Source organism: Stenotrophomonas sp. Br8 (assembly GCF_014763005.1).
Classification (GTDB): Bacteria; Pseudomonadota; Gammaproteobacteria; order Xanthomonadales; family Xanthomonadaceae; genus Stenotrophomonas; species Stenotrophomonas lactitubi.
In genome coordinates, this window is record NZ_JACGTN010000023.1 from 78,985 (window position 1) to 92,535 (window position 13,551).

Genomic DNA, 13,551 nt, shown 5'->3' on the forward strand with positions numbered 1-13,551 from the left:
TTGCTTGCGCCAGACAGCAACATGGCCGCACAGGCGGCCATGTTGTCGGTTCGATCCAGCGACAGGGCTCAGGCCGCAGCCGCTGTCCTGACTGCCGCCGAAAGCCGATCCAGAGTGTCCTGCATCAACGTCGCGTCATCGGCCTCGACCGTGACCCGCACCACCGGTTCGGTGCCGGAGGGACGCAGGAAGGCACGCCCGCGACCGGATACCGCCTGCTGTGCTTCGGTCAGCGCAGCCTGCACGCTCTCGGCCTGCACGGTGGCCTTGGCCGAGACATCGCCGAGGCGCACGTTGACCGTCTTCTGCGGCACCTTGGACAACGGCTGCAGCGCTTCGCGCAGGTTCTTTCCCTGCTGCTTCAGCGCCACCAGCACCTGCAGGGCACTGACGATGCCGTCACCGGTGGTGGCCCGGTCCAGGCACAGCAGATGGCCGGACGCTTCGCCGCCGAGCACGCCGCCCCCCTCCACCAGCGCCTGATGCACGTAGCGGTCGCCGACGTTGCTGCGCTGGAACGGAATCTGCAGTTCGGCCAAGGCCTTTTCCAGACCGAAGTTGCTCATCAAGGTGCCGACCACCGGCCCGCGCAGACGACCTTCGGCCTGCCACGCGCGCGCCAGGATGTACACCAGGTCATCGCCGTCGACCGGGTTGCCGCGGTCATCGGCCATCAACACCCGGTCACCATCACCGTCGAAGGCGATGCCCAGGTCGGCGCGGGTCTCACGCACCTTGGCAGCGAGGTTGTCGATGTGGGTCGAACCGACGCCGTCGTTGATGTTGACGCCATTGGGTTCGGCACCGATGCCGATGACCTCCGCCCCCAGTTCGCGGAACAGCAGCGGCGCGATCTGGTAGGTGGCGCCATGCGCGCAGTCGAGTACCAGGCGCACGCCGCGAAGATCGAACGAGCGCGGCACGCTGGACTTGCAGAACTCGATGTAACGGCCGACGGCCTCGCGTGCACGCGAGGCCTTGCCGAGCTTCTCCGAAACGGCCGTGGTGAACGGCACGTCCAGTGCAGCTTCCAGCGCCAGCTCGGTGGCATCGTCGAGCTTCTCGCCCTGGGCGGAGAAGAACTTGATGCCGTTGTCGTAGTGCGGATTGTGCGACGCGCTGATGACGATGCCCGCATCCACGCCGAGGGTGCGGGTGAGGAAGGCAACGGCCGGGGTCGGCATCGGGCCGAGCAGCTGCACGTCAGCACCCGCAGCGACCAGCCCGGCTTCCAGCGCGGCTTCGAACATGTAGCCGGAGATCCGCGTGTCCTTGCCGATCACCACGATCGGACGGCGCCCATCCTGGCCACGCTGGGCGACCAGCACGCGGCCCAGGGCGTTGCCCAGGCGCAGCACGAAATCAGCCGAGATCGCGCCTTGGCCGACCCGACCACGGATGCCGTCGGTACCGAAGTACTTGCGGCTCCCCATCAAACCTCCTCCGGTGCCGGCTCGCGGCGCAGCATCGCCAGCAGGTCGGCCAGGCGGTCGCGCAGTTCACGGCGGTCGCAGATCTGGTCAATGGCACCGTGTTCGAGCAGGAACTCCGAACGCTGGAACCCTTCCGGCAGCTTCTCGCGCACGGTCTGCTCGATCACGCGCGGGCCGGCGAAGCCGATCAGTGCACGCGGTTCAGCGATGTTGATGTCGCCCAGCATCGCGAACGACGCCGATACACCACCGGTGGTCGGGTGGGTCAGCACCGAAATGTACGGCTGTCCGGCTTCACGCAGTTTGCCCAGCGCGGCCGAAGTCTTGGCCATCTGCATCAGCGAGAACAGGCCTTCCTGCATGCGCGCGCCACCGCTGGCGGAGAAGCACACGTACGGTGCGCCGATCTCGGCGGCGGTCTCGGCGGCGAGGGCGAAACGCTCGCCGACCACCGAACCCATCGAGCCGCCCATGAAGGCGAAATCGAAGGACGAGGCCACCAGGGGACGGCCCTTGAGCAGGCCGCGCATGGCAATCAGCGCGTCGTACTCACCGGTGTTCTTCTGCGCGATCTTGATGCGCTCGCCGTACTTCTTCTGGTCCTTGAACTTCAGCAGGTCGGTCGGCCCCAGGCGGGCAGCGATCTCGGTGGTGCTGTCGGCGTCGAACAGCGCGGCCAGGCGCGCACGCGCACGGATGGCCATATGGTGGCCGCACTTCGGGCAGACCTCCAGATTCTCTTCCAGCTCCGGACGGTACAACGCACTGCCGCAGTTGCTGCACTTTTCCCACAGGCCCTCGGGGACGCTGCGCTTCTTGCTGGGGGTGTTGTCGGTGCGGATGCCAGACGGCATCAACTTGCTGAGCCAACTCATGCGGGAGGACACTTCCGTTCAGGGCGGCCCGAGGGCCGCAAAGGCGGACAGTCTAGCTCCGCTTTCCCTGCCCGTGCACCCCCTGCCCGGCCTTGGCCCCGATGGAAAAAACCATGCTGGGACGTACGTTTAGGTGTTGGGTAGTGCCGGCCGCTGGCCGGCAGCGCTTGCAGGCGGGCAGGTCGGAGGATGCCGGCCAGCGGCCGGCACTACCGTTACGCGTCGAGCGCCTGCCGCAGCGGAGCCAGGAACGCAGCGGCGCGCTGCGCTGCATCCTCGGCAGTAGCCGCTTCGGCCAGCACCGCCACCAGCGCGCTGCCGACCACCACGCCATCGGCCTGGCGGGCCATGGCCGCCGCACTGGCTGCGTCCTTGATGCCGAACCCAGCCACCACCGGCACGCTGGCCTTGGCCCGCAGCGCCTGCAGACGTGCACTGGCCGCGTCGCTGTCCAGTCGTTCGGAGGCGCCGGTGACACCGGCAAAGCTGACGTAGTAGAGATAGCCGCGGGCCAGCGCCAGCAGCTTGTCGGCGCGCGCCTCGCTGGTGGTCGGCGATGCGAGCAGAACCAACGCCAGACCCGCAGCGTCGAAGGCCTGCTGGGCTTCGCCGGCTTCTTCCGGTGGCAGGTCGACCAGCAGCACGCCATCCACGCCAGCGGCCACCGCCGCGTTGGCGAACGCCACGTAACCGTGGATCTCCACCGGGTTGAGATAGCCCATCAGCACTACTGGCGTCTGCACATCCTGTTCGCGGAACTGCGCCACTGCCTCCAACACATAGCGGCTACCTGCGCCGCGGCCTAGCGCGCGCTCGGAGCTGCGCTGGATGGTCGGGCCATCGGCCATCGGATCGGAGAACGGCACGCCCAGTTCGATCACATCGGCACCGGCCCCGACCAGCGCGTGCATGACCGGCACCGTGGCTTCCAGGGACGGATCACCGGCGGTGATGAAGGGGATCAGGGCCTTGCGCTGCTGCTGGCGCAGGCGCAGGAAACAGGCATCGAGTCGGGATACGGACATTTCAGGCACACCCTTCAATCAGTTCAATCGCTTCACTGGTTCCCCAGTACATCTGGGTAACCTTCCCTTCAAACAGTTCCAGGCGGATGCCCAGGTCGGAACCCGGGTCCTGCCAGGTGAGGTATTCCCCCTGGTCGTCCAGATAGGCATGCGGCTCGGAAACCGGCGCGCCGGGGAACTGCGCCAGCGCCTGTGCGCGGGTCATGCCGATGCGCAGGCCGTACGGGCCAGGCTGGGCGACTGGTGTTTCGGCATCCTCATCCTGATCCAGGTCGAAGCGGACGATGCGTCCATCGTCGACCATCATCGAAACGCCCGGCGGCAGCCCTTTGCCGGTGAAGTACTCGCAGGTCTCGATCGCGCCCTGCGACTCCCACGAGCCGAGGTGCTTGACGTCGCTCATGTGCTGGCCAACCAGCACGTCGCCGGCGTGGTCCAGCGCCACCGAGGCCACTGCCGGTGCGTCACCGTTGCTCGTGCCTTCCGCGGACGGCGGATCGACGATGGGCGTGCGCGCCATCGGGTCAAGATCATCGTTGGCGGCCGGCTGCTGCACAGGCTGCGTAGTGGCTTTGGCAGCCGGCGCAAGCACCGGTGGTTCCGGTGGCTGACACGCGGCCAAACCGAACGCCAGCAGCAGTGCGCTGCTCCTGCGAAGCAGCGCGCTCACAGCACCAGGCCTTCGCGCGCAGCGATGGTATGCACGTCCTTGTCGCCGCGGCCGGAGAGGTTGCACAGCACGATCTGGTCGCGCGGACGCCCGCGCGCAAGCTTCACCGCCTGTGCCAGCGCGTGGCTGGACTCCAGCGCCGGCAGGATGCCTTCGGTGTGGGCCAGCAGGTGGAAGGCCTGCAACGCCTCTTCGTCGGTGATGCCGAGGTAACGCGCGCGGCCGCTGTCGGCCAGGAACGCGTGCTCAGGGCCGACGCCCGGGTAGTCCAGGCCGGCCGATACCGAATGGGTCTCGATGATCTGGCCGTCGTCGTCGCACAGCACATAGGTGCGGTTGCCGTGCAGCACGCCCGGACGGCCGGCGGCGATGGAGGCTGCGTGGCGTCCGGTGTGGATGCCATCGCCGGCGGCTTCAGCGCCGACAATCTCGACCTCGCGGTCGTTGAGGAAGGCATGGAACAAGCCGATCGCATTGCTGCCGCCGCCGACGCAGGCGGTGATCGCATCGGGCAGGCGACCGTACTCGGCCAGCATCTGCTCGCGCGCCTCACGGCCGACGATGGCGTTGAAGTCGCGCACCATGCGCGGGTACGGGTCCGGACCGGCAACCGTACCGATGATGTAGAAGGTGTCCTGCACGTTGGTCACCCAGTCGCGCATTGCCTCGTTGAGGGCGTCCTTCAGGGTGGCCGAACCGGAGGTCACCGGCACCACCGTCGCACCGAGCAGCTTCATGCGGTAGACGTTGATCTTCTGCCGCTCGATGTCGGTGGCGCCCATGTACACCACGCACTCCAGGCCCAGCCGCGCGGCGACGGTGGCACTGGCCACGCCATGCTGGCCGGCGCCGGTCTCGGCGATGATGCGCTTCTTGCCCATCCGTGCAGCCAGCAGCGCCTGGCCGATGGTGTTGTTGATCTTGTGCGCGCCGGTGTGGTTCAGGTCCTCACGCTTGAGCAGGATCTGCGCGCCGCCGACGTGGTCGCTGAGGCGTTCAGCATGGTAGATCGGGCTTGGCCGGCCCACGTAATGGGCCAGATCGCGGTCATAGGCCAGCTGGAACGCCGGGTCCTGACGGGCCTGGTCATAGGCCTGGGCCAGTTCCTGCAGCGGGCCGACCAGGGTTTCGGCGACGAAGCTGCCACCGTAACGGCCGAAGTGGCCCTGGGCGTCAGGGAATGCGTGGAAATCGGCAATGGGAGAGGCAGGCATGGAGACGACCGGTCGTTCAGACAGGTGGATACTCTAGCGCACGGATTGTGTCCGGAAAATGGATATTATCTGGCGCATCCCGTCAGGAAATCTCACATGAGTACGTCACTGCTGCCGCCGCTGAATGCCCTGCGGGCATTCGAGGCCACCGCACGCCTGGGCGGCGTTGGCCGCGCTGCACAGGCCCTGCATGTGACCCATGGCGCGATCAGCCGCCAGCTGAAGCTGCTGGAAGACCATCTGGGCCTGGCCCTGTTCCAGCGTGCAGGCCGCGGCCTGCGCCTCACCGCCGCCGGCACCCGCCTGCAGGAAGCCTGCAGCGATGCCTTCAGCGGGATCGAGGACTGCGTGCGCGCATTGCAGCGGCCAGCGGCTTCGCCGGCGCTGGTGCTGGGGTGCAGCGGCAGCGTGCTGGCGCGCTGGATGATTCCGCGGCTGCCGGCCCTGCAGGCGGCCCTGCCCGGCGTGCACCTGCAGTGGTCGGCCCTGGATGGCAGCTTCACCGAGACGCAGGCCACCCTGGATGCGGTGCTGCTGCTGGCGCAGGGGCCGTGGCCGCGCGGCTGGCAGGTACGCGAATTGGCACCGGAACGGGTGGGCGTGGTGGTGGCGCCCTCGCACCCGGCGGCGCATCGGCTGCGCCACGTGCCGCCGTCGGCCCTGCTGCAGGAAACGCTGTTGCATACCAGTTCGCGGCCGCAAGCGTGGCCGGCGTGGGCGCAGGCACATGATCTGGATCCAGGCCAGCTGCAACTGGGCACCGGCTTCGAACACCTGTACTACCTGCTGGAAGCGGCGGTGGCGGGACTGGGCCCGGCGATCGCGCCCGAGCCGCTGGTGGCAGAGGATCTGGCCGCGGGGCGGCTGCTGGCACCGTGGGGGTTTGCCGCGACCGGCGGATTCTGGGTGCTGGCGCGGCCGGACGGTCCTGTCGATGCGCGCGTGGACGCGCTGGCGGACTGGGTGGTTGGGCAGTTGCGTTGAGTAGTAAGGCCGAGCGCGGGCTCGGCTCTACAGAAGGACCAACCGGCAGCGATCGAGCACGCTCGATGCTGCCAAGCGCTGTCAGGGTGCCGTCGGCGCCGCCAGGCGTTGCTGCAGATCCTCGCGCAGGCGCGACAACTCGACTTCGGCCTGCTGACGCTGCTGCATGCCCTCGCGATGGATGCTGCGCACCTCTTCGACCGTGGCGATCAGCTGATCGTGCACATGGCGCAACGTGGCCACGTCGATCACGCCGCGCTGGTTGCTGCGTGCAGTGTCCACCGAAGCCTGGCGCATCAGGTCTGCATTGCGTCGCATCAGCTCGTTGGTCGCATCATCGATCGCATTGGCCAGTTCGGCCGCGTTCTTCTGCTCGCCCAGCGACAACTGGATCGCGAACTGGCGCTTCCACGATGGGATGGTGATGTCGCGGACAGTGTTGAACTTCTCGATCAACTGCAACGCATTGGCCTGGATCAGGCGGATCATCGGCAACGACTGGTCAGCCGCGTGCTGCATCAGCTGCAGGTCGGAGACGCGCTTCTCGATCAGGCGGATCGCATTGTCGATCTCGCTCTGGCGGATGCGCTGCTGCGGGTCTTCGCTGCCCTGCCCCAGCAACTGCTCGGACTGCAGCTGGGCCAGGCGCTGCTTGCCGGCGGCGGCATACAGGCCCAGGGCGTTCCGTTCCTCGCGGACGATGTCATGCATGCGGTCGAAATCGGTCACCCGCTTGCCCATCAGCGCCTGCTGCGCGCCGACGTCGCCGAGCAGCTGTTCGATCTGCGAATTGGTATCGCTGAACTTCTGCACCAGTTCGCCCTTGGAGGAACGCAGGCGATCGATCAGGCCACCGATCACCGGCACCTTCGAGCGTTGGGAAAAACCATCCAGCTTGAGCTCGCGCGCGATGCGTACCACTTCGCCGAGCTTCTCGCCGTTGGCGTCGAGGTCACGATTGCGCACCTGGTCCAGCAACTGGCTGGAGAAGGCCGTCGTCCGTGCGGCGGCTTCACGGCCGAACACCTGCAGGTTGCCTGGGCGCAGATCTTCCAGCTCGCGGCCGATTTCGGCGATGCGCGGCAGGTCGTCGCGGACCAGGCCGAGGGCCTTCAACGTGCTGTCATCAAGTTCCGGAGCGGGCGTGGTGGCGGGCACGAGCGTGCCGGAGTTCTGGCTGTCCTGGGTCATCGGGCAGTGTCCTTGCGGTGGATAAGCGGCAGCGGCGGCCGGCTCAGGGCAGTCTAGCCTGAGCAGCGGCCACTTCGTCGTCGATCTGGGCCTGCAGCGTGGCTGCCTGCGCGGCCTGCGCAGCCTGGGCCTGTGCCTGGCCAGCCAGCGCGGCCTGGCGCCAGGCCGGCAGCAGGACATCGTGGATGCGGACGAAGCGCTGCAGCAAGGCTTCGTCCTGCTCCTGCAGCAGCTGCCATTGCCCGCTTTCGATGCGCCGCAGCGTGGCCAGCCGCTGCAGGTGGTCCACACGCGGCGCCAGCGCGGTCTGCGCAGCGCCTTCCAGGCTCGCCAACTGCGCGGCGCCGAACGTGGCCCAGGCCTCCAACGCGGCGGCAGCCGCGTCGTTGTCGATGATGGTCTGGGCACGCTGCTGCACACGCTGGGCGAGACCCTGTGCCTGCTCGCGTGCCTGCAGCACCAGCACGCCCAGCTGCGCCTGCAGCTCCTGCGCCTGCGCTTGGCGTGCAACGTCGCGGCCGAGCAGGCGCCCCCACCAGCTCTCCTGCCGCCGCAGGCGCGCCGGATCGCTGGCCTGCAGGGCCAAGGCGATCCGCGCCAGCGCAGCCACCAGTCCTTCGCCCCCCGTGCCGGCCTGCAACGGTGCCGGCTCGGCCAGTACCTGCAGCAAGGGGCTGCCGTACACGGCCAGCGCGGCCACATCGACGCGCGCAGGAAGCGTGGGTTCGGGCAGGGAGCGCACGCAGGTCACGGTAGTGGCGGCGGCCGTGGGCCGTCATCAGCCATCGTTTCCGGCGGCAATGACTCACCGTAGAAGTGGCGCATCAGCGCTTCGTCCAGCGCACGTTCTTCCGGAGTCGCTGCACGACGCACGCGCGGGCGACGACGCGTGTCGGTCGTGGCCACATCGGTCGTTACCTGCTGCCGTGCCCACCCGGCAAACGCCGCCAACGTCTGCGAGAGCTGCACCTGCTGTTCCTGCGAGGCGACCAGCAGCTGCAGCAGCGGTGCCAGACCGGCCTGCAGGTCTTCGGCCAATGGCGTGGCTGCGGGCTGCGGTGCGGCAGCCGCCGGCGCGCTGGCCGGCCGTGCATCCGCCAGGCGCTGCAGCGCCGCCAGCAGGGCCGGCCATGGCGCAGGCTCGGGTGCGGCCGCTACCTCCGCCGGCGCTGGCGGCAGCTGCAACGCGCTGGCGATGTCGGCCAGCTGCGCGACCACGCGGCCACCAACATCGCTGTCACCGGCGCCCATCGCCTTGTTTCGCAGGAAATCGCGCTTGATCTGCGCCCAGCGTTGCGCGCGCTCGTCATCGAGCACGCCACGCAGCTCGGCCAGCTTCAGCAGATTCTCCTCGGCACCGGTGGTCAGCAGCTGCGCTTCGCCCAGGTAGTGATCGGAGATCAACTGCTGCAGCTCGTCGTCATTCATCACCGGCGAAATCTTCTCCGCCAGTTTGTTCATGTTTCGATAGCTGCCCTGCAGGCGGAACGGCGGCTCGGTACGATAGCGGTCGTCCTGCGCGGCGCTGACGATGTACTGCTGGTTGACCCTGTAGACCACGTCGCGCACGCGCAGCATGCGCTGCAGGGTGGCGGTGATTTCGTTGACCTCGGCGCCACTGTAGGCATGGCTCAAACCATTGCTGGAGACATCCTTGCCCATCGCGCGATCGACCAGCAGGTACAGGTCGGCCATCTCACGCGTGGCCAGCGGCGCCAGTACCGGGTTGGAGGTCAGGCTGTTCTCGATGTAGCTGAGGGTGAAGGCTGCTTCCATGCCGCCGAGCACATCGCCGAGGTTGTAGATGTCGGCACGGTTGGCCAGCATGTCCGGGATCTTGAACACTTCGCCGGACTCGGTGTACGGGTTGCCGGCCATGACCACGCAGAACTTCTTGCCACGCATGTCGTAGGTGCGCGTACGGCCGCGCCACACGCCTTCGATGCGACGCGTGCCATCGCACAGCGAGATGAACTTCTGCAGGAACTCCGGGTGGGTGTGCTGGATGTCATCGACATACAGCATGGTGTTGTTGCCCATCTCCAGCGCCAGGTTGAGCTTCTCCAGTTCCTGCCGCGAGGTCGCGTCCGGCGCCTGCTGCGGATCCAGCGACCGCACTTCGTGGCCCAGTGCGGGGCCGTTGATCTTCATGAAGACCAGGCCGAGGCGATGCGCTACGTACTCCATCAACGTGGTTTTGCCGTAGCCCGGCGGCGAGATCATCATCAGCAGGCCCATCAGGTCGCTGCGCTTGTTCTCGCCAACAGTGCCCATCTGCTTGGCCAGGTTGTCGCCGATCACGCCGAGATACACGTCGTTGATCAGCTTGTTGCGCACGAAGGACGACAACGGCCGCGCCTTGAACTCCGACAGCCGCAGGGTTTCGCGCTCGCGGCCGATGATGCCCTGGCGCACCGCCTGATAGGCATGGAATGCTGGAACGAAGGACTGCAGGTGGTGCTGCATTCGTGCCAGGAAATCGTCCAGCGACACGGTCAGGCTGCCGTTGTGGATGCGGGCATGCTCGCCCAGCAGGCCACTGACCTCCGCCTGCAGCGGTACATCGGTGGCACGCGTGCGCAGCTGTCGCTGCACCAGCAGCAGTGCCGCTGCTTCTTCGACATAACCGGCGTGCGCCGACTGTGCCGGCAGCCCGGCGAGCGCCCGCAGCCATTGCCCGGCCAACGCCCAGCGCGTGGCAAGCGGATCCTGCGAGCGCTGCAGCGCACGCTCAAGCGCATCCCGTTGGCCGGCCTGCTCCAGCTGCTGCGACAGCGCGTCCAGCAGTGCCTGCGCGTGGCGGCTGCTGCTGAACACCGGCTCGCCGGCGACCAGTTCTTCGCCCAGATACGCCGCTGCAGCATCGGCGGCGGCGGCGTCGAACGGCAATGCATGGGTCTGTGCATAGTCATGTAGCGCCTTCGCCATTTCCGCGCGCAGCGCCTGACGTCCCTCATCGGAACCGAACAGGCGCGCGATGGCCTCCGCGCCGGCCTGCCGGCCGGGCCACTGCGCCACGGATTCATCGCGTTGCCGCGCTGCCCAGAACAGCAGCGCCAACGCACGCACGTGGGGCGAATGCCGCAGCGGGCCGGCGGCCTGCTGCAACGGCAACAGCGCGCGCAGGATCAGGGCGGCGTCGTGGTCATGGATACCGCGCTCGTAACCTTCGCGGTAACGGGGCGCAGCAAAGGCGCGGACCCGCTGGTCCAGCGCTTCGGGTTCGGCCGCATCGTGCTGCAGCTGGGTCAGGTCCAAGCCATCCTGGCCCTCCTCCGCTGCCAGCAACAGGCACCCGGCGAGGTATTCGCCGCGGTAGATCGCTGCCGATTCCGAATCCAGGGTCACCTGCCAGAACGGCTTCAGCGCATCCAGCTCGGGATCGTGCAGGGTCTCCAGGAAATCGGTGCCGGTGAGATGGATGGTAAGGGTTTCGCCACGCGGCAGCAGGGTCAGGTCCAGCGCCTGGGTGTTCACGCTGAATCGATGGCGCGGACCAAGACGGACTACATTGCCTCCCGCCTCGTACAGGTCGCTGCGGTCACGCAGCTGGCGTACGGCCTGGTCGCGCACGCCCTTCAGGCGCGCCTCGACATCGTCGGCCTTGACGTTGTCGCGCAGCGCACGCAGGCGCTCGGCCAGTTCACGCAGCTTGAGGATCAGTGGATCACCGGCGAAGAACGCATTGAGTTCGTCGGCCGTGCCGAACCGCTCGGTACGCTTGCCCAGGCCGTCGAGGATGCGGTTGGCAGCATCAAGCACCGAGCGCGCCTTGCGCTGGCGATCATCCAGCAGGGCCTGCTTGTGGGTGTCGAAGGCCTCGACCAGCTCTTCGCGTTTGCTCAGGATGTCGCCTAGGAACTGCTCATGCTCGCCGAACTGGCTCTCCAGTTCTTCCAGCTGTACCAGCAGGCGCGACAGCTGTTCGTCGGCACGCTCAGGGTCGCTGGCCATCGCCAGCGCGCTGGTGATCGATTGCGAGAACAGGGCGAACTGGGCGGCGAACTGGGCCACAGCTTCGGCCGAGCCCAGCGACCTTCGCCGCTGTTCGGCGCGCGTGCGCGCCTGGTTCAAGCGCCCGTACAGCAGCGAGATGGATTCGACCACGCGGGTACGCGCGGTCGCGTCGTCCACCTTCAGCCCGGCCATCAGCTCGGACAGCATGTCCAGATCACCGGCCATGCCGCGCAGGCCGTCCAGCTGTTCATCCAGCTGGCGTGCACTGGCGGCCTGCTGTGCGGCCTCGTCCAGCGCCTGCATGCGGGCGGTCAAGGGGGCCAGTGCCGCGTCGCCGGCAAGGAAGGCACCGGTGGCGACGCCGACACGGTCGTGCGCCTGCACCAGCTCGGCGGCCATCGCCTCGATGCGCGCGGTATCGATGTAGCGCAGTTCGCGGATCGTCAGCAGTCGACCACGCAGTGCAGTGATCGCATTGAGCGCTTCGACGAAGGCCTGCACCTCGTTCCAGTTGTCCGGTTGCAGCCGGCCCAGCAGCGCCTTGTGCGTGCTCTCGGCCTCGGCCATCGCCTGCGCCGACTGCTGGCGGATCGACTGCACTTTCTCGTATTCGTCCAGCACCGACTCGCCGGTGGCGCTGATCTGCCGCAGCAACGCTTCGGCGCCATCGCAGGCCTCGTCGCCCAGCCAATGATGCGCATCGAAAAGCCGCCGGGTGTCGGCCACCAGGCGCTGGTAGCGCTGCACCGATACATCCTGGCCGTCGATTTCGCGCGCGAGGTTGAACAGGTTGGAGATGCCACGCACCAGCTCGGCGTTGCCGATGCGCCCCATGAAGGTATTGCCGGGCGGACGGCTGGCGGCGAACTCGTCGCTGCTGAAAGGCGTCTGCCAGACCTGCATCGGATGGATGCGGGTCGGCTCGCTGCCTTCGGCATGGAACAGCACCATGCGCCCATCCTGCATGAAGGCATAGCCGTGGCCGAACACCGGGTTCTGCAGCACGCGCTGGATGGTGTTGTAGACGAACAGCGCCGAACGTCCGCCTTCGCGCTCGTAGAAGATGTACAGCACGTCCTCGCCGTTGGGCGAACGGATGCTGCGCTTGAACTGCATGCCATCCATCGAGGCGTCGAACGCCTTGTGCTCGCCACCCTGCAGGTAATAGCCGCCGGGGAAGATGATGCCGTGGTCTTCGGGCAGCTGCACGCAGGCCTGGACGATGGCATCGTTGCGCACGATGTCGCCGGTGAGCGTGTTGTAGATCAGTCCGCGCCATTCGGTTTCGCGATACGGCAGCACTTTCAGCAGCACCAGCGAGCCGACACGGTCGAACTCGAACTGCGCGTCGTCCAGCGACTGCGTGCTGTCTTCCACCGGTTCGCTGTAGATGCCCTGCCCGGTTTCGGTGTTGTTTTCCACCTTGATGGTCAGGTCGCCACCGGTGGTCTCCACGAACAGGGTGTCAAGGATGTTCAGATGCGAATGGCGGCCGTTGACGGCGAGGTCGCGGGTGGCGCGGGTCCATTCGAAATCGAACGGCGGTGGCAGCGCTATGTCGCGCTCGCCGCGCGCATCGAGATAGGTCAGTTCACCTTCGCGTGCCAGCGCCCAGCGGAACACGCGCACGTCGCTGCTGCGCTCACCGATCTGGAACGAGGCCAGCAGCTTGTCGCCCACCACGATCAGCTGCAGCAGGCGCGCATGCTTGTAGTAGGCGTACAGCTCATTGAAGTCATGCACGAAGCCCGGCTGGTCGAGGAAACTGCCCTTCAGCTCGAGCGCGGCGACGTCGTAGCCCTCGTTGCCCTGTACCAGCCGGTACAGGCCGAACACATCTTCGATGCGGGTCTGGGTCTTCAGCCCGATGAACACGTTGTAGCCGAACAGCAGGCGGTCCGGGCCGACCTGGACGATGTCGCGGCCGACGCAGTTGTTCTCGCTGCGGATGCGGAAGCGGCCGACCACCTCCAGGCGGCTGTCGCCGAACTCGGCCAGGCGCTGGCGGTTCAGCTGCTCGGCAACGGCCTGCAGGCGCTGGCCCTGTTCGCCAAGACGGCGCCGCAGGACTTCATAGGCGCCGCCCTGGGCAACGGCCTGGTCGACGGTATCGCCGGCAGCCTCTGGCACGACGGACTCGGTGGACGGTTTGGTTTCGGACATCTGCAGGTTTCCGGCTCACGGACGGCCGGCCGTCGATGC

Annotated in this window: 9 protein-coding genes; 1 reads left to right on the top strand and 8 read right to left on the bottom strand. The window is 67.3% G+C overall.

What is annotated here, in order from left to right:
• Window positions 1–68: 68 nt before the first annotated feature.
• The 5 genes from glmM to trpB all read right to left on the bottom strand — a co-directional run bounded on the left by glmM (window position 69) and on the right by trpB (window position 5,217).
• Window positions 69–1,433 (bottom strand): phosphoglucosamine mutase, encoded by a 1,365-nt coding sequence (glmM, locus tag H3005_RS18775; RefSeq protein ID WP_191078754.1) that lies wholly within the window; start codon window positions 1,431–1,433, stop codon window positions 69–71.
• On the bottom strand, window positions 1,433–2,308 hold the full coding sequence (gene accD / locus H3005_RS18780) for an acetyl-CoA carboxylase, carboxyltransferase subunit beta (protein ID WP_089236309.1): 876 nt from the start codon (window positions 2,306–2,308) through the stop codon (window positions 1,433–1,435). Before accD ends, glmM begins: the two co-directional genes overlap by 1 nt.
• 215 nt (window positions 2,309–2,523) lie before the next feature.
• A complete protein-coding gene (trpA, locus tag H3005_RS18785) occupies window positions 2,524–3,333 on the bottom strand; it encodes a tryptophan synthase subunit alpha (protein WP_191078755.1) in 810 nt (269 codons plus the stop codon).
• A 1-nt stretch (window position 3,334) separates the two neighbouring features.
• On the bottom strand, window positions 3,335–4,003 hold the full coding sequence (locus H3005_RS18790) for a hypothetical protein (protein ID WP_100553103.1): 669 nt from the start codon (window positions 4,001–4,003) through the stop codon (window positions 3,335–3,337).
• Window positions 4,000–5,217: a tryptophan synthase subunit beta gene (gene trpB / locus H3005_RS18795; protein WP_191078756.1), complete on the bottom strand. Its 1,218-nt coding sequence runs from the start codon at window positions 5,215–5,217 to the stop codon at window positions 4,000–4,002. Before trpB ends, H3005_RS18790 begins: the two co-directional genes overlap by 4 nt.
• Window positions 5,218–5,313: 96 nt before the next feature.
• Here trpB and H3005_RS18800 point away from each other — a divergent pair, with 96 nt between their 5' ends.
• Window positions 5,314–6,201 (top strand): LysR family transcriptional regulator, encoded by an 888-nt coding sequence (locus tag H3005_RS18800; protein WP_100553105.1) that lies wholly within the window; start codon window positions 5,314–5,316, stop codon window positions 6,199–6,201.
• An 81-nt stretch (window positions 6,202–6,282) separates the two neighbouring features.
• Here the strand turns inward: H3005_RS18800 and H3005_RS18805 are convergent, their stop codons facing one another.
• From H3005_RS18805 to H3005_RS18815, 3 genes are read right to left on the bottom strand one after another with little or no spacing between them, the layout of a single operon-like run.
• The gene (locus H3005_RS18805) at window positions 6,283–7,392 is read right to left on the bottom strand and encodes a toxic anion resistance protein (RefSeq protein WP_191078757.1); all 1,110 of its coding nucleotides are present in this window, start codon (window positions 7,390–7,392) and stop codon (window positions 6,283–6,285) included.
• A gap of 43 nt (window positions 7,393–7,435) precedes the next feature.
• The gene (locus tag H3005_RS18810; RefSeq protein WP_331273779.1) at window positions 7,436–8,134 is read right to left on the bottom strand and encodes a hypothetical protein; all 699 of its coding nucleotides are present in this window, start codon (window positions 8,132–8,134) and stop codon (window positions 7,436–7,438) included.
• 5 nt (window positions 8,135–8,139) lie between these two features.
• Window positions 8,140–13,512 carry a DNA repair ATPase gene (locus H3005_RS18815; RefSeq protein ID WP_191078759.1) on the bottom strand — a complete coding sequence of 1,791 codons (5,373 nt, stop codon included), beginning with the start codon at window positions 13,510–13,512 and terminating at the stop codon, window positions 8,140–8,142.
• Window positions 13,513–13,551 lie beyond the last annotated feature (39 nt).

Excerpts from the sequence above, each read along its gene's own strand:
- H3005_RS18800 (WP_100553105.1), top strand. The coding sequence starts at position 5,314 with ATGAGTACGTCACTGCTGCCGCCGCTGAATGCCCTGCGGGCATTCGAG.
- H3005_RS18815 (WP_191078759.1), bottom strand. The coding sequence starts at position 13,512 with ATGTCCGAAACCAAACCGTCCACCGAGTCCGTCGTGCCAGAGGCTGCC.
- trpB (WP_191078756.1), bottom strand. The coding sequence starts at position 5,217 with ATGCCTGCCTCTCCCATTGCCGATTTCCACGCATTCCCTGACGCCCAG.
- accD (WP_089236309.1), bottom strand. The coding sequence starts at position 2,308 with ATGAGTTGGCTCAGCAAGTTGATGCCGTCTGGCATCCGCACCGACAAC.
- H3005_RS18805 (WP_191078757.1), bottom strand. The coding sequence starts at position 7,392 with ATGACCCAGGACAGCCAGAACTCCGGCACGCTCGTGCCCGCCACCACG.
- trpA (WP_191078755.1), bottom strand. The coding sequence starts at position 3,333 with ATGTCCGTATCCCGACTCGATGCCTGTTTCCTGCGCCTGCGCCAGCAG.
- glmM (WP_191078754.1), bottom strand. The coding sequence starts at position 1,433 with ATGGGGAGCCGCAAGTACTTCGGTACCGACGGCATCCGTGGTCGGGTC.